Source organism: Streptococcus tangpeifui, assembly GCF_011038795.1.
Taxonomy (GTDB): domain Bacteria; phylum Bacillota; class Bacilli; order Lactobacillales; family Streptococcaceae; genus Streptococcus; species Streptococcus tangpeifui.
In genome coordinates this window covers 70,169-91,100 of record NZ_JAAKDU010000007.1, presented here as the reverse complement: position 1 = coordinate 91,100, position 20,932 = coordinate 70,169, and the positions used below count along the sequence as shown (strand labels likewise).

Here is a 20,932-nt window from a genome sequence, read left to right as displayed (position 1 = left end):
AATTATCGTTGACAGTAGCCAGCTTAGATGATAAGCTGGCTTTTAGCACGAATAATAGGAGTGAACATGTCAGAAGAATTTAATCAAGAATTTGTACAGGAGCAAAGTTTTAGTCGAAGAGGTTCCCGAACGCAGTCCCACAAAAAAACTAAGAAAAAGTCAAAGGGAAGGAAGATCTTTTGGACACTCTTCCTTATTCTAATTTTAGTGGGAGCTGGTGGGGCTGTTTATCGTTATTTGTCTGGTGATATTGATGGGCACTATCGGGCAGTAACCCTAGAAGAAGAATCAAAAAACTCTGTTAAGAGCAGTGAAGATATTAGTGGCTCTGAAACAAAGATTGATGTGAGTCAGTATGTTGATTTTAAGGTGAAGGTTAAGGTTCAAAATGACAAAGCTGTAGCAACAGAGACTATCAGTTTTGACCGAAAAGAAGCTTATAACCAATATAAGAATATGTTGGAAGCCGACATCCAAAAGCACCCAGGGATTAGTCTGGATGATTTGCAACAGTATGGTACAGTTACGACTGAAGAGGATTTTATCAAGCAGTTCAACGAACAGACATCAGCTCTAGCTAAGCAATCTGGCTTTACTTTTAATGAAGAAGCTGGTACAGCGACTGCTACTATTTTTGAAGGTAAGGTCAACCGCTGGACTCATAGCATTGATATTACAAAATACTATGACAAGGGTGGCTTGGTAGCCAGCGATGATAAGCAAGGAACTAATGCTTTGGATATTTTTAAAAAAGGTGAATCACTAGCCTTTAAGAAAACATCAACTGGTATTAATTTGGAAGCTGACAAGGATATTCAGTTGAGAAAAGATTAGGTTAAGAGAGTGGGACTCAATCAGTAAACCGTGATAAAATCACGATTTTGATTTTCCTTGCTCTCTTGTTTTAAGGCTCAGGTCTCTGCCACTTTCCTATTTTTAGATGACAAGTTTTGGCAGTCTATCCCTAGACTACCAAAGTCCACTTGAGCATTTCAATCCCATCTCCACATAGTTGATATTGGTCTTCTCAAACAGTCTCTCAGATTGCTTGACCTTTCTCTTGCGTGGTAGTTAATTAGTTCAGTGGACTGTTTAAGGTAAACGCTATTAAGAAGCGTCCAGTTACAGAAAGCCAATCAGCAGTGGTTCATTGATGCTAAAGCACCTAGAACTGTGTAGGGGTAAGACTTCTTGGCATAGCCAACAAGTTTTACTCCCAACCACTGCGTCAATCTAGTTAAATCTATAATAATGTTAATGAGTCTGGACTTTTGTTCCAGACTTTTCTTTGTGGTTTGAAGTTAGTAAGGCTGTGACTGGGATAGGCTGTATATTGATTTTTGATATTTTTATTGACAGTAGCAAGAAGAAATGCTAAAATTTAACTTAAATAAAACTAAAAGGAGACTGTCATGTCACAAGAAATAAATCAAAGTCCAATGCCAGGAATGGCTCCGGGGCAGGTACCGATGCAAGCGAAAAAGAGCATGAATGCCAAACTGATCGTTATCATTATTGTGTCAGTTCTAGCTGCTATTGCTCTGATTGCAGGTGGGAGTTCAGCCTGGTGGTATATATCTGGTAATATTGATGGAAACTATCATGCAGCGTCTCTAGAAAAAGAATTCCAAAAGGAAATTGAAGAAAAGAATACAGATAGTGATATTGATTACAGCAAAATCTTTACGGATATGGATGTTGATATTAAGGTTAAAGATAACCAAGCTGTGGCTAGTGTTATTTATAAAGTTGATACAGATGAAGCTTACAAGGTTTATCAAGAAACTATTGAAAGTCAATTGGCTGGCTTCTCAAGTGAACAAAAACAGTTTGTGAAATCTCAAATGCCATCAAAAGAAGCTGTTATTAGTGACTTCAACGAGACGATAGAGGAATCTGCTGAGGAAGATGGTCTAACCTACAACTCAGATACTGGGGTTGTATCAGGAATAATCTTTAAGGGGAAGGTTAATCGTTGGTCACGGAAAATCGAAGTCACAAATTATAATAGTAAATTACAGACTAGTGATGATGATGGTACTTTCAAAGATTTAAAGGGGATCAAAAAAGGTTCGACAACTTCTTATAAGAAAACAAGCACAGGTATTACTTTAACAGATAGTGGCGATAGTGATACACTTAAGCTTGAAAAGAAATAAAATGGCTTGAAAACTAACCTATTTGGGTTGGTTTTTTCGTATGTTTAAGCAAATTTTCTTTCCAATGTGATTGACAGTTTTAGTAAAGCATGGTAGGATTAACTTAAAATAATCTGAACAGGAGCTTTTATGTCAACAGAAGAATTTAGCGAGTATTCAGAGGATGCTCAATCAGAGTCTCTCAATAGTCAAGTAAATCTGCAGTCAGAATTATCAACAGAAGAGAATCAGGAAAATCAGGTTAGTCAACCTAATTTTGATCAACCCCTTCCTCATCAAGGAGTGGTTCCCCCAAATACGATGGCTGGCTCACCGCAGATGCCTCAGGGGCCAGCTAACGATCGGGTTCAAAATCCTCAATATTCCCCAAATTTTGTCAATAATCAAGTTCAAACCCCTCAGACTCAGTCTCAAGAGCCGTTTGTTCAACCCCAACCAGTTTCGCCTCAGGCAGTCAATAATATTCCGGTAGGGAATCCTGTTGGAACAGCGCCGGTTTATCAGAATCCTAACATGATGAGTAACTCTGCAGCTCCTAATGGTGTTCCTGTTCAAGGTGCTTATGTTGTGGCTCCTCAAGCCAAATCTGGTCGGACTAAACGAATTGTTTGGAGTATTGTCGGGGGTGTTGCTGCTATTATTTTACTTGTCGGTGGCATCTTCTTGTATCGCCAACTATCAGGAAATGTTGATGGGACCTATCAAGTTAAAAGTATGCAGAAGGACTTAGAAGAGGAGCTGAAAGATGCTGATTTTGACAAGGGAACTATTAGCTACTCCAGTTTTACTGATAATGCCAAGGTTGAAACAATTATTAAGGACGATAAGGTCAAGGCAACTGTTAGCTATGATGTGAATTATGATGACTTTTATGATGAAGTAAAATCTAACTTTAGTTCCTATTATTCTGAATATAAGGATGATTTCTCAAATGATGAATGGAACTACCTGATGAACAGTTTGATTAAGAAATCTAATCTAGATCAAAAAGGGTTTGAGAAAACCTTTTCTAGTGAAGTGGAAAATGAGGGCTTAGATTATGATTCTGATAAAGGACAAGCATCGGGTACTTTATTTGAGGGGAAGGTTGATCGTGTTAGCGGTAAAATTGAAATAACCAAGGTCAATTCAGATAGTGAACTGACTAGCTTTGGAAAAGGTGAGAAGGTATCTTATAAAAAGACTTCATCTGGCTTGACTTTAACGGATGCTAAAGGGCACACTGTCAGTTTAAATCTTGAATAAGGCTGAGAGTTTAGGCTATTTAAGCCCTGTCTTACTTGCTTGGCTAAATTCTTGAGCAGTTTAGATGTTTTAGAGAACTGGAATTGGTGTGAGAAAATCATTTAAACCCAACAGAGCTTAGTATTAGCTAGGTTCTGTTTTTTGATAGCCTTTTTAAGGCTTGAGTCTTCTATAAAAAGGGTGACAACAGCCTGTGGCTTTGGGAATTAACAAATTGAACATTTTATCGTTTAAGCCTAGAATGACTGCCAAATATTCTGACAATTATGTTATAATGTTTCAAAGACTATTGACCAAGGCTAAGTTGTCGAGAAACTTGCTTGGGAAAAGCAGCTAATTGTGTTCAAAATCTTAGAAATTAATTGGGCCAGTGGCCAGTAAGTATTGTAAATTTTCATCTTTTTAGAATAGGAAAAAATTATGACCTTAATTTATCAATCAACTAGAGATGCTCAAAATCAGGTGACAGCTAGTCAGGCGATTTTGCACGGTTTGGCGAGTGATGGGGGGCTTTTTACTCCTGTGGACTTGCCTGAGGTTGAGCTTGATTTTAATCAGTTAAAAGACTCATCTTACCAAGAAGTGGCGAAATTAGTGCTATCGGCTTTTTTGGATGATTTTACGGAAGCTGAGTTAGATGCTTGCATTACAAGAGCTTATGACAGTAAGTTCGATACGCCAAAGATTGCTCCTCTGGTGAAATTGGGAAATCAGTATAATTTGGAGCTTTTTCATGGCTCAACCATCGCCTTTAAAGATATGGCTTTATCAATCCTACCTCACCTCTTAACAACATCGGCTAAGAAGCAAGGGGTTGATAATAAAATTGTCATCCTTACAGCGACTTCTGGTGATACAGGTAAGGCAGCTATGGCTGGTTTTGCGGATGTACCCGGAACAGAAATTATCGTCTTTTATCCTAAAGGCGGTGTCAGTAAGATTCAAGAATTACAGATGACTACGCAAAAGGGTTCTAATACTCATGTAGTTGCGATTGAAGGCAACTTTGATGATGCTCAAACTGATGTTAAGCGGATGTTTAACGATGAGGAATTGGGGCAAAGACTGCTAGATAAGAAGATGCAGCTATCTTCTGCGAATTCTATGAATATTGGTCGTTTAGTACCGCAAATTGTTTACTATGTCTATGCTTATGCTCAATTAGTTAAGGCAGGGGATGTCCAAAATGGTGAAAAAATCAATGTGACAGTACCAACCGGAAACTTTGGTAACATTCTAGCGGCCTATTATGCGAGAGAAATTGGAGTTCCGATTGCTAAGTTGATTTGTGCTTCAAATGAAAACAAGGTTTTAACAGACTTTTTCGCGACCAAGGTTTATGATAAAAAACGAGATTTTAAGGTAACCTCTAGTCCCTCTATGGACATTCTGGTGTCGTCTAATCTGGAACGTTTAATCTTCCACCTCTTAGGAAATGATGCTGTTAAAACCAGGGCTTTGATGGAACGTCTAGTAGAAAAAGGTGAGTACCAATTAGAGCCAGTCCGCCCTGAGGTCTTAGACTTCTTTGAGGCTGGTTTTGCTACAGAAGAAGAAACTTCTGCCGAAATTAAACGGGTTTATGATATGTCTGCTTACATCGAAGATCCTCATACGGCAGTCGCTTCTGCAGTTTACCATGCCTATAAGGAAAAATCTGGTGATAAAACTCCGGTTGTCATTGCTTCGACGGCCAGTCCTTATAAATTTCCGCGCGTGGCTGTGTCGGCTGTCACTGGTCAAGATGCTGGAGATGACTTCAAGGCGGTAGAAGAACTGCATCGTTTATCAGGTATAGCGGTGCCCAAGGCAGTTGACGGTTTAGAAACTGCTGAAGTTCGTCACAAGACAGTCGTTGCAACAGCTAATATGCAGAAGGCTGTTGAAGATTACTTAGGAGTTTAGAAAAAGCCACATGGCTTTTTTATTTATCAAATGAATTATCGAAAAAATATTATGAATTTAGCCCTACCAGCTATGGTAGAGAATTTCCTTCAGATGCTGATGGGGGTTGTTGATAACTACTTAGTGGCTCAAGTTGGGATTGTCGCCGTCTCGGGAGTATCGGTTGCTAATAATATCTTAGCCATCTATCAGGCAGTCTTGATTGCTCTAGGTAGTGCGGTTGCTAGTCTAATGGCTAAAAATTTAGGAGCTAAGGAGCCAATATTGGCTCGGCGAAATAGTTGGGATGCTCTCTTGTTGACCTTGGTTTTGACGGTCCTCTTGGGACTTTTTTCAATCTTTGCTGGTTCTAGTCTCTTAAGTTTATTGGGAACACAAAGAAATGTAACTCAGGCAGGCGGAACTTATTTGGCTATTGTTGGCGGGGGAGTGCTATTTCTAGGATTGATGACGGTTTTGGGGAATATCTTGCGAGCCCAAGGACGCCCTAAGGTTTCTATGTATGTTAGCCTTTTTTCCAATCTCCTAAATGCTTTGCTTTCTTCTCTTGCTATTTTTGTCTGTCATTGGGGGATATCAGGTGTAGCTTTTTCGACGGTTTTGTCGCGTTTGATTGGAACTCTGCTGCTTTGGTCCTCAGCTAAATTAGATGTGCGAGAGTTCAGGGAAAGTCGCCTTTGGAATAAGGCTTTGCTGAATTTGGTTCTACCTGCTTCAGGAGAAAGGTTAATGATGCGGGCAGGAGATGTGATTATTGTCAGCTTGATTGTTGGTCTGGGAACTAAGGCTGTTGCAGGTAATGCTATTGGGGAGACTTTAACCCAATTTAATTATATGCCAGGTATGGGAGTGGCCACAGCAACAGTTATTTTAGTTGCCCATAGCTTAGGTCAAAAGGACTATCGGGCTTTAAGACAGATTGTTCGTGAAACCTATTGGCTAGCAGCTTTCTTGATGTCAATTGTTGGCGGCCTGATCTTTCTTCTAGGGAATCATCTGTCAGGTCTTTTTACGAGTGACGTCAGTGTCATAGCCTACAGTGGAATTGTCATCTTTTATTCCTTTATTGGGGGGGTAATCACAGCTGGGACACTGATTTATACAGCAGTCTGGCAGGGACTGGGGAGAGCTAACCTTCCTTTCTATGCCACTAGCTTTGGTATGTGGATCATTAGAATCGGTCTTGGATACCTATTGGTGGTCGTATTGGGTTATGGTTTGTCAGCAGTTTGGCTGGCTACTCTGGCTGATAATGCCTTTCGATTTACCTTTCTCTATTTATGTTATAAAAACGTAAAATTTTTGAAGAATTAAATTACATGAAGAGAGACTTCAACTATTGACAGCGCTTTCTGTAATGTATAAAATGTTGCTGTAATGGTTGTTGGACAGGAGCTGGGGAAGCCTTCAGCTTGAGTTTAGTTTTAAAAAGCGAAAGGAGTACCATTATGGCAAACGAAAATCGTGTTGCAGTTGTCACAGGTGGAGGTCGAGGGATTGGTAAGGGCATTGTTAGTCAACTTTGCCAAGACGGATTTGCAGTTATTGTTGCAGATTTGAATGAGGCAACTGCCAAGGCTACAGTTGATGAATTGACCTCTAAAGGCTATAAGGCGAGTTTTGTTGTAGGGGATGTTTCCAAAAAAGAAGATCATTCTAAGTTTGTTGAAAAGGCAGTGGCAGAGTTCGGTCGATTAGATGTTTATGTCAACAATGCTGGAATTGCCCAAATTAAGACTCTTCAAGAAGAAACAGCAGAAGATTTTGATAAGATTTTTAAAATCAATGTTTTTGGTACTCTTTTTGGAATACAGGTTGCAACAGAGCAATTCCGTAAACAAAATGATGGGGAAAAAATTCGTAAGATTATCAATGCTTCGAGTATCGCCGGTCATGTTGCTTTCGATCTCTTAGGAGCATACTCATCAACCAAATTTGCTGTTCGTGGTTTAACACAAGCAGCTGCAAAAGAGCTGGGACAGGAGCATATAACGGTTAATGCCTACTGTCCAGGGATTGTTGGGACAGATATGTGGGATCTGATTGATGAAAAGATGGTTGAACTTAAAGGAGGACAAAAAGGTCAATACTTGGAGCAATATTCTAAGATGATTACCATGGGTCGTGTGCAAAAGCCAGCTGATGTTGCTAACTATGTTTCTTATTTAGCATCGCCTAAATCTGACTATATGACTGGTCAAGCCGTTCAAATTGATGGTGGTATTCAATTCATCTAAAGCTATTACTAACATTAACTATAATCTTTAAGGAGTCCTAGTGAAGGGCTCTTTTGTTTTTGTAAAGAATAAGGTATAGTAAACAACATTGATCAAAAATAGATTGTATATAATGATAATGGATTTCCCCCTGAAAATTTCAAAAAAATGAAGCAAAACCCCTTGTCAAGCCTTGGTATTTCTGCTATTATATTATGGTGCTGTAATTTACAGCCTTAGCTATGATGCAAGAGGTTGCGACACGCTCGGCTGCATTGCCACGCAGCGACCTGTCGGTTTTCTTGAGGAGCTAGCCTATTATCGTAAATAGACGAGAGGAGAAAAGATGGCAAATAAAAAAATCCGTATTCGCTTGAAAGCGTACGAACACCGCACATTGGATACTGCGGCAGAAAAAATCGTAGAAACTGCAACCCGTACGGGTGCATCAGTTGCTGGTCCGATCCCATTGCCAACCGAACGCAGTTTGTACACTGTTATTCGCGCGACTCATAAATATAAAGATTCTCGTGAACAATTTGAAATGCGTACTCACAAACGTTTGATTGACATTGTGAATCCAACGCAAAAAACTGTTGACGCTTTGATGAAGTTGGATCTTCCAAGCGGTGTTAATGTTGAAATCAAACTCTAATTTGATTTTATCTGGAGCATAAAAAACGCTCGTTAAAAACTTTTTTGAGCACGAAAAACGCTCATAAAAAACTTTTTAAAAAATTAAAGTAAAGGAAATATTTTCTCATGACAAAAGGAATCTTAGGGAAAAAAGTGGGAATGACTCAAATCTTCACTGAATCTGGTGAATTTATCCCTGTTACTGTCATCGAAGCAACACCAAATGTTGTGCTTCAAGTGAAAACTGTTGAAACAGATGGTTATGAAGCAGTTCAAGTTGGTTTTGATGACAAACGTGAAGTGTTGAGCAACAAACCTGCCAAAGGCCATGTAGCGAAAGCTAACACAGCTCCTAAGCGCTTCATTCGTGAATTCAAAAACATTGAAGGCTTGGAAGTTGGTTCAGAATTAACAGTTGAACAATTCGAAGCTGGAGATGTTGTTGATGTAACTGGTACAACTAAAGGTAAAGGTTTCCAAGGTGCTATCAAGCGTCACGGGCAATCACGTGGTCCTATGGCACACGGTTCTCGTTATCATCGCCGTCCTGGTTCAATGGGTCCTGTTGCTCCTAACCGTGTTTTCAAGAACAAACACTTGGCTGGACGTATGGGTGGTAACCGTGTAACCATTCAAAACCTTGAAGTTGCACAAGTTATCCCAGAGAAAAACGTTATCTTGATTAAAGGTAACGTCCCAGGTGCTAAGAAATCTCTTATCACTATCAAGACAGCAGTAAAGGCTGCTAAATAATAAGAAAGGAGAAAACAGTTATAATGGCAAACGTAAAACTATTTGACCAAACTGGTAAAGAAGTTAGCACAGTTGAATTGAACGACGCTGTCTTCGGTATCGAGCCAAACGAATCAGTAGTGTTCGACGTCGTAATCAGCCAACGTGCGAGTCTTCGCCAAGGTACTCATGCGGTTAAAAACCGTTCGGCAGTATCTGGTGGTGGTCGTAAGCCATGGCGCCAAAAAGGAACTGGACGTGCGCGTCAAGGTTCTATTCGTGCACCACAATGGCGTGGTGGTGGTGTCGTCTTCGGTCCTACTCCACGTTCATATGCTTACAAATTCCCACAAAAAGTTCGTCGCCTTGCTTTGAAATCAGTTCTCTCAGCTAAAGTTGCTGAAGAAAAGCTGGTTGCTGTGGACGCTCTTTCATTTGCAGCACCAAAAACTGCTGAATTTGCAAAGGTTCTTAGCGCACTTAGCATTGATTCAAAAGTGCTTGTTGTTTTGGAAGAAGGAAATAATGTGGCTGAACTGTCAGCTCGCAACCTCCCTAACGTAACTGTTGCTACGGCAACAACTGCAAGTGTTCTTGATATCATAAATGCAGACAAACTTCTTATTACTAAAGAAGCGATCTCTACAATCGAGGAGGTTCTTGCATAATGAACTTGTACGACGTAATCAAAAAACCTGTTATCACTGAAAAGTCAATGCTTGACTTGGAAAACGGAAAATATACATTTGAAGTTGATACACGTGCTCACAAATTGCTCATCAAGCAAGCTGTTGAAGCTGCTTTTGATGGCGTAAAAGTTGCCAGTGTCAATACTGTAAATGTTAAGCCAAAACAAAAGCGTGTTGGCCGTTACACAGGATTTACAAGTAAAACTAAAAAAGCTATCGTTACTCTTACAGCTGACTCAAAAGCAATTGAGTTGTTCGCAGCTGAAGCTGAATAATCTAAGGAGGAAATAAGGTGGGTATTAAAGTTTTTAAACCAACAACAAATGGCCGTCGTAATATGACTTCTTTGGATTTTGCAGAAATCACTACAAACACTCCTGAGAAATCATTGCTTATTTCTTTGAGCAAGACTGCTGGTCGTAATAATAATGGCCGTATTACAGTTCGCCACCATGGTGGAGGACATAAACGTCACTATCGTATCATCGACTTTAAACGTAACAAAGATGGTGTTGAAGCAGTTGTTAAAACCATTGAATACGATCCAAATCGTACAGCTAACATCGCCCTTGTTCACTACACTGACGGTGTGAAAGCCTACATCATTGCCCCTAAGGGTCTTGAAGTTGGTCAACGTATCGTATCTGGACCAGATGCTGACATCAAGGTTGGTAATGCTTTGCCATTGGCGAATATTCCGGTTGGTACCATCATTCATAACATTGAGTTGAAACCTGGTAAGGGCGGAGAACTTGTTCGTGCGGCTGGTGCATCAGCTCAAGTGCTTGGTCAAGAAGGTAAATACGTTCTTGTTCGTCTTCAATCTGGTGAAGTTCGTATGATTCTTGGAACTTGCCGTGCAACTGTCGGGGTTGTTGGCAACGAACAACAATCATTGATTAACCTTGGTAAGGCTGGACGTAATCGTTGGAAAGGTGTTCGTCCAACTGTCCGCGGTTCAGTCATGAACCCTAATGATCACCCTCACGGTGGTGGTGAAGGTAAAGCACCTGTCGGACGTAAAGCGCCGTCTACTCCTTGGGGTAAACCTGCGCTTGGTCTTAAGACACGTAGCAAAAAAGCTAAATCAAACAAACTTATTGTTCGTCGTCGTAACGAAAAATAGGCGGCCGAGCAGAAGTTTGTTAAAACTTCTTAGCGAGACCATCGCGCAGTTGACGTGGAAAATAGTAAGTTAAAAAACGCCGCTGTTTGACCGTCAACCACTGCGCCGGTCAGTTATGAACATTCCGCCAGCTCGGTAGGGTTTATCAGGGAAAACTCAATTTGGAACGTTTGGTTGTTGCTGCCGATTTCGCATAGCAGTTGATTGCAGTTTCTTGTAGATGGCTATAAGAAATTTCTAATCAACTTGCGAGGGCAGGACGACGAATTAGTTGAATATTGGGCTTATGCCCTGCGCGCCCAAGCCGCTGTGGTACTTATTTAAAGGAGAAAATACTAAATGGGACGCAGTCTTAAAAAAGGACCTTTCGTTGATGAGCACTTGATGAAAAAAGTTGAGGCTCAAGCCAACGAAGAAAAGAAAAAAGTTATCAAAACTTGGTCACGTCGTTCAACGATTTTCCCAAGTTTTATCGGTTATACAATTGCTGTTTATGATGGACGTAAACACGTACCAGTTTATATCCAAGAAGACATGGTAGGTCACAAGCTTGGTGAATTTGCACCGACACGTACTTACAAAGGTCACGCAACAGACGATAAGAGAACTCGTTAATAGGAGGAGGACACAATGGCAGAAATTACTTCAGCTAAAGCAATGGCTCGTACAGTGCGTGTTTCACCTCGTAAAACACGTCTTGTTCTAGACCTTATCCGTGGTAAGGACGTTGCTGATGCAATCGCAATCTTGAAATTCACTCCAAATAAAGCTGCAAGTGTAGTTGAAAAAGTTTTGAATTCAGCTATCGCAAATGCGGAAAACAACTTTGGTTTGGAAAAAGCAAACTTGGTCGTATCTGAAACCTTTGCCAACGAAGGACCAACCATGAAACGGTTCCGTCCACGTGCCAAGGGTTCAGCGTCGCCAATCAACAAACGCACAACTCACGTAACCGTAGTTGTTGCAGAAAAATAAGGAGGTAAAATCGTGGGTCAAAAAGTACATCCAAATGGTATGCGCGTCGGAATCATCCGTGATTGGGATGCGAAATGGTATGCTGAAAAAGAATACGCAGATTACCTTCATGAAGATTTGGCAATCCGCAAATTCATCAAGAAAGAATTGGCTGATGCTTCAGTTTCAACAATTGAAATTGAACGTGCAGTGAATAAAGTTATCGTTTCACTTCATACTGCAAAGCCAGGTATGGTTATCGGTAAAGGTGGCGCTAATGTTGATGCTCTTCGCGCTAAATTGAACAAATTGACTGGAAAGCAAGTGCACATCAATATTGTTGAAATTAAAACACCAGATTTGGACGCACATCTGGTTGGTGAAAACATTGCTCGCCAATTGGAGCAACGTGTTGCTTTCCGTCGTGCACAAAAACAAGCGATTCAACGCACAATGCGTGCTGGAGCAAAAGGGATTAAAACGCAAGTATCTGGCCGTTTGAACGGTGCAGATATCGCCCGTGCAGAAGGATACTCAGAAGGTACCGTTCCACTTCATACGCTGCGTGCAGATATCGACTATGCTTGGGAAGAAGCAGACACTACTTACGGAAAACTTGGTGTTAAAGTTTGGATTTATCGTGGTGAAGTGCTTCCAGCTCGTAAAAACACTAAAGGAGGCAAATAACAAATGTTAGTACCTAAACGTGTTAAACACCGTCGTGAATTCCGTGGAAAGATGCGTGGTGAAGCTAAGGGTGGCAAGACAGTAGCTTTCGGTCAATATGGCTTGCAAGCAACAACTAGCCACTGGATTACTAACCGCCAAATCGAAGCTGCTCGTATCGCAATGACGCGTTACATGAAACGTGGTGGTAAAGTTTGGATTAAAATTTTCCCTCATAAATCATACACCGCAAAAGCTATCGGGGTACGTATGGGATCTGGTAAAGGGGCACCTGAAGGTTGGGTTGCACCAGTTAAACGTGGCAAAGTCATGTTTGAAATTGCTGATGTTTCAGAAGAAGTGGCGCGTGAAGCTCTTCGTTTGGCTAGCCACAAATTGCCGGTTAAGACTAAATTCGTAAAACGCGAAGCAGAATAAGGAGAAGACATGAAACTTAAAGAAATCAAAGAGTTTGTTGCTGAGCTTCGTGGCTTGTCTCAAGAAGAACTTGCTCATAAAGAAAGCGAACTAAAAAAAGAACTTTTTGATCTTCGTTTCCAAGCAGCTGCAGGTCAACTTGATCAAACTGCTCGTTTGAACGAAGTCAAAAAACAAATTGCACGTGTGAAAACGGTGCAAGCAGAAAACAAATAATAGATTGGGAAAGGAGTATTCTAATAATGGAACGTAATCAACGCAGAACCCTTGTTGGACGTGTCGTCTCAGACAAGATGGACAAAACAATCACTGTTGTAGTTGAAACAAAACGTAACCACCCAGTCTATGGTAAACGTATCAACTATTCTAAAAAATACAAAGCACATGATGAAAACAATACTGCTAAGGAAGGCGATATCGTCCGCATCATGGAAACTCGCCCACTATCAGCTACAAAGCATTTCCGTCTTGTAGAAGTGGTGGAAGAAGCTGTTATTATCTAATCAAACTAAAAGGAGACATTTGACATGATTCAACAAGAAAGTCGCTTGAAAGTTGCTGATAATAGCGGTGCTCGTGAAATCTTGACTATCAAAGTTCTTGGTGGTTCAGGACGTAAATTCGCTAACATCGGTGACGTTATTGTTGCCTCTGTAAAACAAGCTACACCAGGTGCGGCTGTAAAAAAAGGTGACGTTGTTAAAGCTGTTATCGTTCGTACAAAATCTGGTGCTCGTCGTGCTGATGGTTCTTATATCAAATTCGATGAAAATGCAGCAGTTTTGATCCGTGATGATAAAACTCCTCGCGGAACACGTATTTTCGGTCCGGTTGCACGCGAATTGCGTGAAAACGGCTATATGCGTATCGTATCTTTGGCACCGGAAGTTCTTTAATTTCCTGCCTCAATAGAAAAACAAACTTAGTCCCCTAGCTAGTTATCTAGGGTGCCCTAGTGTAGAGGGCGTAAGAAATAATAGGAGAAATACTCAATGTTTGTAAAAAAAGGCGACAAGGTTCGCGTTATTGCTGGTAAGGACAAAGGCACAGAAGCTGTAGTTCTCAAGGCGCTTCCAAAAGTAAATAAGGTTGTAGTTGAAGGTGTTGCTATTGTCAAGAAACACCAAAAGCCAAACAACGAAAACCCTCAAGGGGCTATCGTTGAAGTTGAAGCACCAATTCACGCTTCAAACGTTCAAGTTTTAGATAAAAACGGCGTTGCTGGGCGTGTTGGATACAAGTTTGTTGACGGCAAGAAAGTTCGTTACAACAAAAAATCAGGCGAAGTGCTTGATTAATCACGAAGGAAAGGAGAAAGTATATAATGGCTAATCGTCTTAAAGAAAAATACACTAATGAAGTAGTTCCTGCTTTGACGGAAAAATTTAACTACTCATCAGTCATGGCCGTTCCAAAAGTTGAGAAAATTGTTCTTAACATGGGTGTTGGTGATGCTGTAAACAATGCAAAAAACCTAGAAAAAGCTGCTGCTGAATTGGCTCTTATCTCAGGTCAAAAACCATTGATTACCAAAGCTAAAAAATCAATCGCCGGTTTCCGCCTTCGTGAAGGGGTAGCAATCGGTGCTAAGGTTACTCTTCGTGGTGAACGCATGTACGAATTTTTGGATAAATTGGTAACTGTTTCACTCCCACGTGTCCGTGACTTCCATGGTGTCCCAACAAAATCTTTTGATGGACGCGGAAATTACACTCTTGGTATTAAAGAACAATTGATTTTCCCAGAAATCAACTTTGATGATGTTGATAAGGTCCGTGGTTTGGATGTTGTTATTGTTACAACAGCTAATACCGATGAAGAGTCACGCGAATTGCTCACAGGCCTTGGTATGCCTTTTGCAAAATAAAATAGGAGGTAAATGTAATGGCTAAAAAATCTATGATTGCTAAGAACCACCGCAAAGCGAAGTTCTCTACGCAAGCTTATACTCGTTGCGAACGTTGTGGTCGCCCACATTCAGTTTACCGCAAGTTTAAACTTTGCCGTGTTTGCTTCCGTGAATTGGCTTACAAAGGCCAAATTCCAGGCGTTACTAAAGCGTCTTGGTAAAAACATGATACGAGTGCGTTAAAAGCTCACCGTGAAAATTGGAGATTTGACACAGGCGACTTGCGCCTAGGAAAATCTATCTTTTTCACAAAGAGCTTAGCACGAATTCAAATAACATGATGCAAAGTCGGCCGATATGAATCTAGGTGAAGCTTTGTGGAAAAAGGTAGACTTTTTTAGAAAACGAAGCTTCTACACCAAGTTTCCTATTTTATGATGGCTTTTATCGCCCTTTGTATCATATTTAACTAGCAAGTGAGTTTTCAAACTACTAGTAAGGAGAAAATTTAAAATGGTTATGACTGACCCAATTGCAGACTTTTTAACACGTATTCGTAACGCTAACCAAGCTCGTCACGAAGTACTTGAAGTTCCTGCATCAAACATTAAAAAAGGAATTGCTGAAATTCTTAAACGTGAAGGTTTTGTGAAAAATGTTGAAGTTATTGAAGATGACAAGCAAGGAATTGTGCGTGTCTTCTTGAAATATGGACAAGATGGTCAACGTGTTATCACAAACTTGAAACGTATTTCAAAACCGGGTCTTCGTGTTTACGCGAAACGTGAAGAACTTCCAAAGGTTCTGAATGGCCTTGGAATTGCAATCATTTCTACTTCTGAAGGTCTTTTGACCGATAAAGAAGCTCGCCAAAAGAATGTTGGTGGAGAAGTAATTGCCTACGTTTGGTAATCTCGTAAGAGGTGCCAACAACTTGCTCATTTGAACACGGGCTAAAACCTGTGTGAAAAAGATAAACTTTCCTAGAAACCTGAGTTTCTGCGTCAAGTTTTCTATTTTCACTTTGGTTTTGACGCCCTTTGTATCATGAGTACCCCGTGAAAACTAGTCGCCTGACAAGGCGGCCTGATAATTTAACAGGAGAAAACAAAAAACTATGTCACGTATTGGTAATAAAGTTATTGTGTTGCCTGCTGGTGTTGAAATCACTAATAAGGACCACGTTGTAACTGTAAAAGGACCTAAAGGTGAACTCGTTCGTGAGTTTGACCATAATATTGAAATTAAAGTTGAAGGTAATGAAGTAACACTTCATCGCCCTAATGATTCTAAGGAAATGAAGACCATTCACGGAACAACTCGTGCTAACCTTAACAATATGGTTGTCGGTGTTTCAGAAGGGTTCCAAAAAGAGCTTGAAATGCGTGGGGTCGGTTATCGTGCCCAGCTTCAAGGTTCTAAGCTTGTGCTTTCTGTTGGTAAATCACACCAAGATGAAGTTGAAGCTCCTAAGGATGTAACATTTGAATTGCCTAGTCCAACTCAAATCGTTGTTAAGGGAATCAACAAAGAAGTTGTTGGCCAAACAGCGGCCTATATCCGTGGGCTTCGTTCACCAGAACCTTATAAAGGCAAAGGTATTCGTTACGTTGGTGAATATGTTCGTCGTAAAGAAGGTAAAACAGGTAAATAATAGATGGTGTCAGGTGCAGATTCTCTGTTATCTGTCATTCTCTAAATTGACGAGAGTTGGCTAAAACTAACTCATCATAGAAATTTAAGAGGTGAAAATTGTGATTTCGAAACCAGATAAAAACAAAATCCGCCAAAAGCGCCATCGTCGCGTTCGCGGAAAACTCTCTGGAACTGCTGATCGCCCACGTTTGAACGTCTTTCGTTCTAATACAGGCATCTACGCTCAAGTGATTGATGACGTAGCGGGTGTAACGCTCGCAAGTGCTTCAACTCTTGATAAGGAAGTTTCTAAGGGAACTAAGACAGAACAGGCCGTTGTTGTCGGTAAACTTGTTGCTGAACGCGCAGTAGCTAAAGGTATTTCTGAAGTGGTGTTTGACCGCGGTGGATATCTCTATCACGGACGTGTGAAAGCTTTGGCTGACTCAGCTCGTGAAAACGGATTGAAATTCTAATAGGGAGGACACTAAACATGGCATTTAAAGACAATGCAAATGAATTTGAAGAACGCGTCGTTGCCATCAACCGGGTTTCTAAAACTGTAAAAGGTGGACGTAACTTGCGGTTTGCCGCTCTTGTAGTTGTTGGTGACCGCAATGGGCGTGTTGGCTTTGGTACTGGTAAATCTAAAGAAGTTCCAGAAGCTATTCGCAAAGCAGTAGACAATGCTAAGAAGAACTTGATCGATGTTCCTATGGTTGGTACAACAATTCCTCACGAAGTTTACTCAAACTTCGCTGGAGCTCGTGTGTTGTTGAAACCAGCTGTTGAAGGGGCTGGTGTTGCCGCTGGCGGTGCCGTCCGCGCCGTTGTAGAATTGGCTGGTGTTTCGGATGTGACTTCTAAGTCGCTTGGTTCGAACACTCCAATCAACATTGTTCGTGCAACTGTTGAAGGTTTGAAGCAATTGAAACGTGCCGATGAAGTCGCTGCTCTTCGTGGTATTTCAGTTTCTGACTTAGGATAAGAAAGGGGATAAACATGGCTAAAATTAAGATTACTTTGTCTAAGTCTCCAATCGGTCGTAAGCCAGAACAACGCAAGACAGTTGTTGCTCTTGGACTTGGCAAATTGAACAGCTCAGTTGTACAAGAAGATAACTCTGCTGTTCGTGGTATGATCAAAACAGTTTCTCATTTGGTAACTGTTGAAGATGTAAAATAGAAGATAGTAAGTCGCAAGGTTTTTCTTTGCGACTTATACTAAATTAAGAGATAATGTATAGGCGAGTTTTTGGGGAGAGTCCTTTTCCCTCCTCAAGGGCGCTAGCATTTTACAAAAAAAGGAGAAAATTAGACATGAAACTTCATGAATTGAAACCAGCTCAAGGTTCCCGCAAGGTTCGCAACCGCGTCGGTCGTGGGACTTCATCAGGAAATGGTAAGACTGCAGGACGTGGTCAAAAAGGTCAAAAAGCACGTAGTGGTGGTAAAGTTCGTTTGGGATTTGAAGGTGGACAAACACCTTTGTTCCGCCGTATGCCAAAACGTGGTTTTACGAACATCAATGCAAAGGAATATGCTTTGGTGAACCTTGATCAATTGAACGTCTTTGAAGATGGTACAGAAGTAACACCAGTTGTTTTGAAAGAAGCTGGAATTGTTCGTGCTGAAAAATCAGGCGTTAAGGTTCTAGGTAATGGTGAACTGACTAAGAAATTAACTGTTAAAGCAGCTAAATTCTCAAAATCTGCCGAAGCAGCTATTACCGCTAAAGGTGGTTCAATCGAAGTCATCTAATGAGGAGTACTCATTATGTTCTTTAAATTATTATTTGAAGCATTGAGGCTGAAAAATGTAAGAAGAAAAATTTTCTTTACAATTTTCATGATCTTGGTTTTCCGGATTGGTGCTTACATTACGGTTCCAGGGGTCAATGCGACAAGTCTTGAGAATATGAAGGATTTACCTTTCCTGAATATGCTCAACCTAATTAGCGGTAGTGCTATGGGGTCCTTCTCAATCTTTGCGTTGGGGGTTAGCCCGTACATTACAGCTTCCATCGTTGTTCAGCTTTTGCAGATGGATATTTATCCGCGCTTTGTTGAATGGAGTAAGCAGGGAGAAGTTGGTCGGCGTAAGCTCAATCAAGCAACGCGTTATATTTCCTTGGTTTTGGCTTTCATCCAATCTGTTTCGATTACGGCAGGCTTTAATATTCTTGCTAGTTCAAAGCTTTTGGCTAATCCAAATCCTAGGACTTTTGCTATGGTAGGTTTAATTTTAACTACAGGTACCGTAATTGTCACCTGGCTGGGAGATCAAATCACCGATAAAGGTTTTGGTAATGGGGTGTCGATGATTATCTTTGCTGGTATCATCGCGCAAATTCCTAGTGCTATTAAATCTATCTATAACGAATATTTTGTAAATATTGAATCAGGGCAAATGACAAATTCCTTCATTTATGTCGGACTTCTGATTTTTGCAGTTCTGATTATTGTCTTTTTTACAACGTTTGTTCAACAAGCTGAATATCAAATTCCAATTCAATATACCAAGCTGGTACAGGGGGCTCCAACAAGCTCCTATCTCCCGCTTAAGGTTAATCCTGCTGGTGTTATCCCTGTTATCTTCGCAAGTTCGATCACGGCAGCACCAAGTTCGATTATAACCTTCCTTCAAAGTACCAATATCAACCTTCCTTGGTTGGACAATTTGCAAGAGCTCTTTTCTTACCAATCTCCTACAGGGATGGCTATCTACGCTGTTCTGATTGCTCTCTTCTCCTTCTTCTATACCTTTGTACAGGTTAATCCAGAGAAGACGGCTGAGAATTTGCAAAAGAATGCAGCTTATATTCCAAGTGTTCGTCCGGGACGGGAAACGGAGCAGTATCTATCATCGCTTCTGAAGAAGTTAGCTACTATCGGCTCTCTCTTCTTGGCTTTTATTGCTTTGATTCCAATTATCGCCCAACAAATGTTTAACTTATCTTCAACCGTTGCTCTAGGGGGTACAAGTTTGCTCATCTTGATTTCAACTGGTATTGAAGGAATGAAACAATTGGAAGGTTATCTTCTGAAGAAAAAATATGTTGGATTTATGAATGCAGAATAGAATAGAGGTTGACTCAGTCAGCCTTTCTATTTTGTCTTTTAATAAGCTTGCTAAGTTAGCAGGCTTATTTAAAAACAAAATAAGGAGACAAATTATGAATCTTTTAATTATGGGCTTGCCAGGTGCTGGAAAGGGTACTCAGGCAGCGAAAATTGTGGAAAAATTTGGTATTGCTCATATCTCAACAGGTGACATGTTCCGGGCCGCTATTGCTAACCAAACAGAGCTCGGTCTCTTGGCCAAGTCCTATATGGATAAGGGTGACCTAGTGCCGGATGAGGTTACTAACGGTATTGTCAAGGAACGCTTGGGTCAAGCTGATGTTAAGGAAAAGGGGTTCTTGCTTGATGGTTATCCACGAACACTTGAACAAGCACAAGTTTTGGATACGATTTTGAAAGAATTGGATCTTAAGTTAGATGCTGTTATCAATATCGAAATTGAATCAAGCAAATTGGTTGAACGTTTGAGCGGCCGAATCATTAACCGTAAAACGGGTGAAACCTATCATAAGGTTTTCAACCCGCCTGCAGATTACAAGGAAGAAGATTACTACCAGCGCGAGGATGATAAGCCTGAAGCAGTTAAACGCCGTTTGGAAGTGAATATTGCCCAAGGTCAGCCAATTATCGCCTACTATCGCCAACAAGATCTTGTTCATGATATTCAAGGAAATCAAGAAATTGACAATGTCTTCAAAGACGTCAGCCAAACAATTTCAGGCTTGAAATAATTTGGCTATCTTACTTGCGCAAGTGATTTACTTGTGATATCATAAGATAGTCTGACTTATAATTGTTACCCTTGTGCTCAAGGGAATCGAATCGAAATTTAGGGGGTACTTTTGCGTGGCAAAAGAAGATGTGATTGAAATTGAAGGCAAAGTTGTAGAAACGATGCCAAATGCTATGTTTACAGTTGAGCTTGAAAATGGTCACCAAATTTTGGCGACAGTTTCGGGAAAAATCCGCAAGAACTACATCCGTATTTTGGTCGGAGACCGTGTCACTGTTGAAATGAGCCCATACGACTTAACGCGTGGACGCATCACATACCGCTTTAAATAATCGAATGAATTGGAGGGATTAAGATATGAAGGTAAGACCATCGGTTAAGCCAATCTGCGAATATTGTAAAGTTATTCGCCGTAACGGTCGTGTTATGGTTATTTGTCCATCAAATCCAAAACACAAACAACGTCAAGGATAATATAGAAAGGAGAAAAAATGGCTCGTATTGCTGGAGTTGATATTCCAAACGATAAGCGCGTAGTGATTTCGTTAACTTATATTTACGGAATCGGATTGACAACATCACAAAAAATCTTGGCCGCAGCAGGTGTCTCAGAAGATATCCGTGTTAAAGATTTAACGACTGACCAAGAAGACGCTATCCGTCGTGAAGTTGATAGCATCAAAGTTGAAGGTGATCTTCGTCGTGAAGTAAACATGAACATCAAACGTTTGATGGAAATCGGTTCTTATCGAGGAATTCGTCATCGTCGCGGACTTCCTGTCCGTGGCCAAAACACAAAAAATAATGCTCGTACTCGTAAAGGTAAAGCCGTTGCGATTGCTGGCAAGAAAAAATAAGTAATCAAAA

32 protein-coding genes are annotated in these 20,932 nt (G+C 40.7%); all 32 read left to right on the top strand.

Annotated features, from left to right (window positions below):
• The first annotated feature begins 66 nt into the window (after positions 1-66).
• A complete protein-coding gene (locus G7Y32_RS07270; protein ID WP_165212463.1) occupies positions 67-834 on the top strand; it encodes a hypothetical protein in 768 nt (255 codons plus the stop codon).
• Positions 835-1,412: 578 nt separating this feature from the next.
• The gene (locus tag G7Y32_RS07265) at positions 1,413-2,159 is read left to right on the top strand and encodes a hypothetical protein (protein WP_165212461.1); all 747 of its coding nucleotides are present in this window, start codon (positions 1,413-1,415) and stop codon (positions 2,157-2,159) included.
• Between the two features lie 129 nt (positions 2,160-2,288).
• Positions 2,289-3,404: a hypothetical protein gene (locus G7Y32_RS07260; protein ID WP_165212459.1), complete on the top strand. Its 1,116-nt coding sequence runs from the start codon at positions 2,289-2,291 to the stop codon at positions 3,402-3,404.
• 420 nt (positions 3,405-3,824) lie between these two features.
• Positions 3,825-5,309: a threonine synthase gene (gene thrC / locus G7Y32_RS07255; protein WP_165212457.1), complete on the top strand. Its 1,485-nt coding sequence runs from the start codon at positions 3,825-3,827 to the stop codon at positions 5,307-5,309.
• A gap of 30 nt (positions 5,310-5,339) precedes the next feature.
• Positions 5,340-6,623: an MATE family efflux transporter gene (locus G7Y32_RS07250; protein ID WP_165212455.1), complete on the top strand. Its 1,284-nt coding sequence runs from the start codon at positions 5,340-5,342 to the stop codon at positions 6,621-6,623.
• Between the two features lie 134 nt (positions 6,624-6,757).
• Positions 6,758-7,546: an acetoin reductase gene (locus tag G7Y32_RS07245; protein WP_165212453.1), complete on the top strand. Its 789-nt coding sequence runs from the start codon at positions 6,758-6,760 to the stop codon at positions 7,544-7,546.
• Between the two features lie 325 nt (positions 7,547-7,871).
• Entirely contained in the window at positions 7,872-8,180 is a 309-nt protein-coding gene (gene rpsJ / locus G7Y32_RS07240; RefSeq protein WP_002959404.1) for a 30S ribosomal protein S10, read from the top strand.
• 107 nt (positions 8,181-8,287) lie between these two features.
• The gene (rplC, locus tag G7Y32_RS07235; RefSeq protein WP_165212451.1) at positions 8,288-8,914 is read left to right on the top strand and encodes a 50S ribosomal protein L3; all 627 of its coding nucleotides are present in this window, start codon (positions 8,288-8,290) and stop codon (positions 8,912-8,914) included.
• A 23-nt stretch (positions 8,915-8,937) separates the two neighbouring features.
• On the top strand, positions 8,938-9,561 hold the full coding sequence (gene rplD / locus G7Y32_RS07230) for a 50S ribosomal protein L4 (RefSeq protein ID WP_165212449.1): 624 nt from the start codon (positions 8,938-8,940) through the stop codon (positions 9,559-9,561).
• Positions 9,561-9,857, top strand: a complete 297-nt coding sequence (locus G7Y32_RS07225; RefSeq protein WP_019769788.1) for a 50S ribosomal protein L23 — start codon at positions 9,561-9,563, stop codon at positions 9,855-9,857. The genes rplD and G7Y32_RS07225 overlap by 1 nt, the downstream gene beginning before the upstream one ends.
• 17 nt (positions 9,858-9,874) lie before the next feature.
• On the top strand, positions 9,875-10,708 hold the full coding sequence (rplB, locus tag G7Y32_RS07220; protein WP_165212447.1) for a 50S ribosomal protein L2: 834 nt from the start codon (positions 9,875-9,877) through the stop codon (positions 10,706-10,708).
• A 339-nt stretch (positions 10,709-11,047) separates the two neighbouring features.
• Positions 11,048-11,323, top strand: coding sequence for a 30S ribosomal protein S19 (gene rpsS, locus G7Y32_RS07215; RefSeq protein ID WP_002959393.1), 276 nt, complete (start codon positions 11,048-11,050; stop codon positions 11,321-11,323).
• Between the two features lie 15 nt (positions 11,324-11,338).
• Positions 11,339-11,683 (top strand): 50S ribosomal protein L22, encoded by a 345-nt coding sequence (gene rplV / locus G7Y32_RS07210; RefSeq protein ID WP_004228640.1) that lies wholly within the window; start codon positions 11,339-11,341, stop codon positions 11,681-11,683.
• A gap of 12 nt (positions 11,684-11,695) precedes the next feature.
• Entirely contained in the window at positions 11,696-12,349 is a 654-nt protein-coding gene (gene rpsC, locus G7Y32_RS07205; RefSeq protein WP_004226514.1) for a 30S ribosomal protein S3, read from the top strand.
• Positions 12,350-12,352: 3 nt separating this feature from the next.
• Positions 12,353-12,766 carry a 50S ribosomal protein L16 gene (gene rplP / locus G7Y32_RS07200; protein WP_165212445.1) on the top strand — a complete coding sequence of 138 codons (414 nt, stop codon included), beginning with the start codon at positions 12,353-12,355 and terminating at the stop codon, positions 12,764-12,766.
• Positions 12,767-12,775: 9 nt separating this feature from the next.
• Positions 12,776-12,982, top strand: a complete 207-nt coding sequence (rpmC, locus tag G7Y32_RS07195) for a 50S ribosomal protein L29 (protein WP_165212443.1) — start codon at positions 12,776-12,778, stop codon at positions 12,980-12,982.
• A gap of 26 nt (positions 12,983-13,008) precedes the next feature.
• Complete coding sequence (rpsQ, locus tag G7Y32_RS07190; protein ID WP_004226848.1) at positions 13,009-13,269, top strand: 30S ribosomal protein S17; 261 nt, start codon at positions 13,009-13,011, stop codon at positions 13,267-13,269.
• Between the two features lie 24 nt (positions 13,270-13,293).
• Entirely contained in the window at positions 13,294-13,662 is a 369-nt protein-coding gene (rplN, locus tag G7Y32_RS07185) for a 50S ribosomal protein L14 (RefSeq protein ID WP_002959382.1), read from the top strand.
• A gap of 96 nt (positions 13,663-13,758) precedes the next feature.
• Positions 13,759-14,064: a 50S ribosomal protein L24 gene (rplX, locus tag G7Y32_RS07180; protein WP_003001275.1), complete on the top strand. Its 306-nt coding sequence runs from the start codon at positions 13,759-13,761 to the stop codon at positions 14,062-14,064.
• A gap of 26 nt (positions 14,065-14,090) precedes the next feature.
• On the top strand, positions 14,091-14,633 hold the full coding sequence (gene rplE, locus G7Y32_RS07175; RefSeq protein ID WP_004227682.1) for a 50S ribosomal protein L5: 543 nt from the start codon (positions 14,091-14,093) through the stop codon (positions 14,631-14,633).
• A gap of 17 nt (positions 14,634-14,650) precedes the next feature.
• Positions 14,651-14,836: a type Z 30S ribosomal protein S14 gene (locus G7Y32_RS07170; RefSeq protein ID WP_002959375.1), complete on the top strand. Its 186-nt coding sequence runs from the start codon at positions 14,651-14,653 to the stop codon at positions 14,834-14,836.
• A 292-nt stretch (positions 14,837-15,128) separates the two neighbouring features.
• The gene (gene rpsH / locus G7Y32_RS07165; RefSeq protein WP_004227018.1) at positions 15,129-15,527 is read left to right on the top strand and encodes a 30S ribosomal protein S8; all 399 of its coding nucleotides are present in this window, start codon (positions 15,129-15,131) and stop codon (positions 15,525-15,527) included.
• A gap of 205 nt (positions 15,528-15,732) precedes the next feature.
• Positions 15,733-16,269 carry a 50S ribosomal protein L6 gene (gene rplF, locus G7Y32_RS07160; RefSeq protein WP_004226133.1) on the top strand — a complete coding sequence of 179 codons (537 nt, stop codon included), beginning with the start codon at positions 15,733-15,735 and terminating at the stop codon, positions 16,267-16,269.
• 100 nt (positions 16,270-16,369) lie between these two features.
• The gene (gene rplR, locus G7Y32_RS07155; RefSeq protein WP_003001342.1) at positions 16,370-16,726 is read left to right on the top strand and encodes a 50S ribosomal protein L18; all 357 of its coding nucleotides are present in this window, start codon (positions 16,370-16,372) and stop codon (positions 16,724-16,726) included.
• Between the two features lie 17 nt (positions 16,727-16,743).
• Positions 16,744-17,238, top strand: a complete 495-nt coding sequence (rpsE, locus tag G7Y32_RS07150) for a 30S ribosomal protein S5 (RefSeq protein WP_165212441.1) — start codon at positions 16,744-16,746, stop codon at positions 17,236-17,238.
• A gap of 14 nt (positions 17,239-17,252) precedes the next feature.
• On the top strand, positions 17,253-17,435 hold the full coding sequence (gene rpmD, locus G7Y32_RS07145; RefSeq protein ID WP_165212439.1) for a 50S ribosomal protein L30: 183 nt from the start codon (positions 17,253-17,255) through the stop codon (positions 17,433-17,435).
• Positions 17,436-17,569: 134 nt separating this feature from the next.
• Complete coding sequence (gene rplO / locus G7Y32_RS07140) at positions 17,570-18,010, top strand: 50S ribosomal protein L15 (protein WP_165212437.1); 441 nt, start codon at positions 17,570-17,572, stop codon at positions 18,008-18,010.
• A 15-nt stretch (positions 18,011-18,025) separates the two neighbouring features.
• Positions 18,026-19,330 (top strand): preprotein translocase subunit SecY, encoded by a 1,305-nt coding sequence (gene secY / locus G7Y32_RS07135; RefSeq protein WP_004228821.1) that lies wholly within the window; start codon positions 18,026-18,028, stop codon positions 19,328-19,330.
• A gap of 94 nt (positions 19,331-19,424) precedes the next feature.
• The gene (locus G7Y32_RS07130; RefSeq protein WP_165212435.1) at positions 19,425-20,063 is read left to right on the top strand and encodes an adenylate kinase; all 639 of its coding nucleotides are present in this window, start codon (positions 19,425-19,427) and stop codon (positions 20,061-20,063) included.
• A 115-nt stretch (positions 20,064-20,178) separates the two neighbouring features.
• Entirely contained in the window at positions 20,179-20,397 is a 219-nt protein-coding gene (gene infA / locus G7Y32_RS07125; protein ID WP_001040189.1) for a translation initiation factor IF-1, read from the top strand.
• Between the two features lie 25 nt (positions 20,398-20,422).
• A complete protein-coding gene (gene rpmJ / locus G7Y32_RS07120; RefSeq protein ID WP_002959355.1) occupies positions 20,423-20,539 on the top strand; it encodes a 50S ribosomal protein L36 in 117 nt (38 codons plus the stop codon).
• Positions 20,540-20,556: 17 nt separating this feature from the next.
• Positions 20,557-20,922 (top strand): 30S ribosomal protein S13, encoded by a 366-nt coding sequence (gene rpsM / locus G7Y32_RS07115; protein WP_004229861.1) that lies wholly within the window; start codon positions 20,557-20,559, stop codon positions 20,920-20,922.
• The last annotated feature ends 10 nt before the right edge of the window (positions 20,923-20,932 follow it).

Excerpts from the sequence above, each read along its gene's own strand:
- rpmD (WP_165212439.1), top strand. The coding sequence starts at position 17,253 with ATGGCTAAAATTAAGATTACTTTGTCTAAGTCTCCAATCGGTCGTAAG.
- G7Y32_RS07130 (WP_165212435.1), top strand. The coding sequence starts at position 19,425 with ATGAATCTTTTAATTATGGGCTTGCCAGGTGCTGGAAAGGGTACTCAG.
- G7Y32_RS07265 (WP_165212461.1), top strand. The coding sequence starts at position 1,413 with ATGTCACAAGAAATAAATCAAAGTCCAATGCCAGGAATGGCTCCGGGG.
- rpsM (WP_004229861.1), top strand. The coding sequence starts at position 20,557 with ATGGCTCGTATTGCTGGAGTTGATATTCCAAACGATAAGCGCGTAGTG.
- rplE (WP_004227682.1), top strand. The coding sequence starts at position 14,091 with ATGGCTAATCGTCTTAAAGAAAAATACACTAATGAAGTAGTTCCTGCT.
- thrC (WP_165212457.1), top strand. The coding sequence starts at position 3,825 with ATGACCTTAATTTATCAATCAACTAGAGATGCTCAAAATCAGGTGACA.
- rplV (WP_004228640.1), top strand. The coding sequence starts at position 11,339 with ATGGCAGAAATTACTTCAGCTAAAGCAATGGCTCGTACAGTGCGTGTT.
- G7Y32_RS07270 (WP_165212463.1), top strand. The coding sequence starts at position 67 with ATGTCAGAAGAATTTAATCAAGAATTTGTACAGGAGCAAAGTTTTAGT.
- G7Y32_RS07245 (WP_165212453.1), top strand. The coding sequence starts at position 6,758 with ATGGCAAACGAAAATCGTGTTGCAGTTGTCACAGGTGGAGGTCGAGGG.
- G7Y32_RS07170 (WP_002959375.1), top strand. The coding sequence starts at position 14,651 with ATGGCTAAAAAATCTATGATTGCTAAGAACCACCGCAAAGCGAAGTTC.
- G7Y32_RS07250 (WP_165212455.1), top strand. The coding sequence starts at position 5,340 with ATGAATTATCGAAAAAATATTATGAATTTAGCCCTACCAGCTATGGTA.
- rplN (WP_002959382.1), top strand. The coding sequence starts at position 13,294 with ATGATTCAACAAGAAAGTCGCTTGAAAGTTGCTGATAATAGCGGTGCT.
- rplP (WP_165212445.1), top strand. The coding sequence starts at position 12,353 with ATGTTAGTACCTAAACGTGTTAAACACCGTCGTGAATTCCGTGGAAAG.
- rpmJ (WP_002959355.1), top strand. The coding sequence starts at position 20,423 with ATGAAGGTAAGACCATCGGTTAAGCCAATCTGCGAATATTGTAAAGTT.
- G7Y32_RS07260 (WP_165212459.1), top strand. The coding sequence starts at position 2,289 with ATGTCAACAGAAGAATTTAGCGAGTATTCAGAGGATGCTCAATCAGAG.
- rplO (WP_165212437.1), top strand. The coding sequence starts at position 17,570 with ATGAAACTTCATGAATTGAAACCAGCTCAAGGTTCCCGCAAGGTTCGC.
- rpmC (WP_165212443.1), top strand. The coding sequence starts at position 12,776 with ATGAAACTTAAAGAAATCAAAGAGTTTGTTGCTGAGCTTCGTGGCTTG.
- rpsJ (WP_002959404.1), top strand. The coding sequence starts at position 7,872 with ATGGCAAATAAAAAAATCCGTATTCGCTTGAAAGCGTACGAACACCGC.
- secY (WP_004228821.1), top strand. The coding sequence starts at position 18,026 with ATGTTCTTTAAATTATTATTTGAAGCATTGAGGCTGAAAAATGTAAGA.
- rpsQ (WP_004226848.1), top strand. The coding sequence starts at position 13,009 with ATGGAACGTAATCAACGCAGAACCCTTGTTGGACGTGTCGTCTCAGAC.
- rpsS (WP_002959393.1), top strand. The coding sequence starts at position 11,048 with ATGGGACGCAGTCTTAAAAAAGGACCTTTCGTTGATGAGCACTTGATG.
- rpsH (WP_004227018.1), top strand. The coding sequence starts at position 15,129 with ATGGTTATGACTGACCCAATTGCAGACTTTTTAACACGTATTCGTAAC.
- rplC (WP_165212451.1), top strand. The coding sequence starts at position 8,288 with ATGACAAAAGGAATCTTAGGGAAAAAAGTGGGAATGACTCAAATCTTC.
- G7Y32_RS07225 (WP_019769788.1), top strand. The coding sequence starts at position 9,561 with ATGAACTTGTACGACGTAATCAAAAAACCTGTTATCACTGAAAAGTCA.
- rpsE (WP_165212441.1), top strand. The coding sequence starts at position 16,744 with ATGGCATTTAAAGACAATGCAAATGAATTTGAAGAACGCGTCGTTGCC.
- rplD (WP_165212449.1), top strand. The coding sequence starts at position 8,938 with ATGGCAAACGTAAAACTATTTGACCAAACTGGTAAAGAAGTTAGCACA.
- rplF (WP_004226133.1), top strand. The coding sequence starts at position 15,733 with ATGTCACGTATTGGTAATAAAGTTATTGTGTTGCCTGCTGGTGTTGAA.
- rplX (WP_003001275.1), top strand. The coding sequence starts at position 13,759 with ATGTTTGTAAAAAAAGGCGACAAGGTTCGCGTTATTGCTGGTAAGGAC.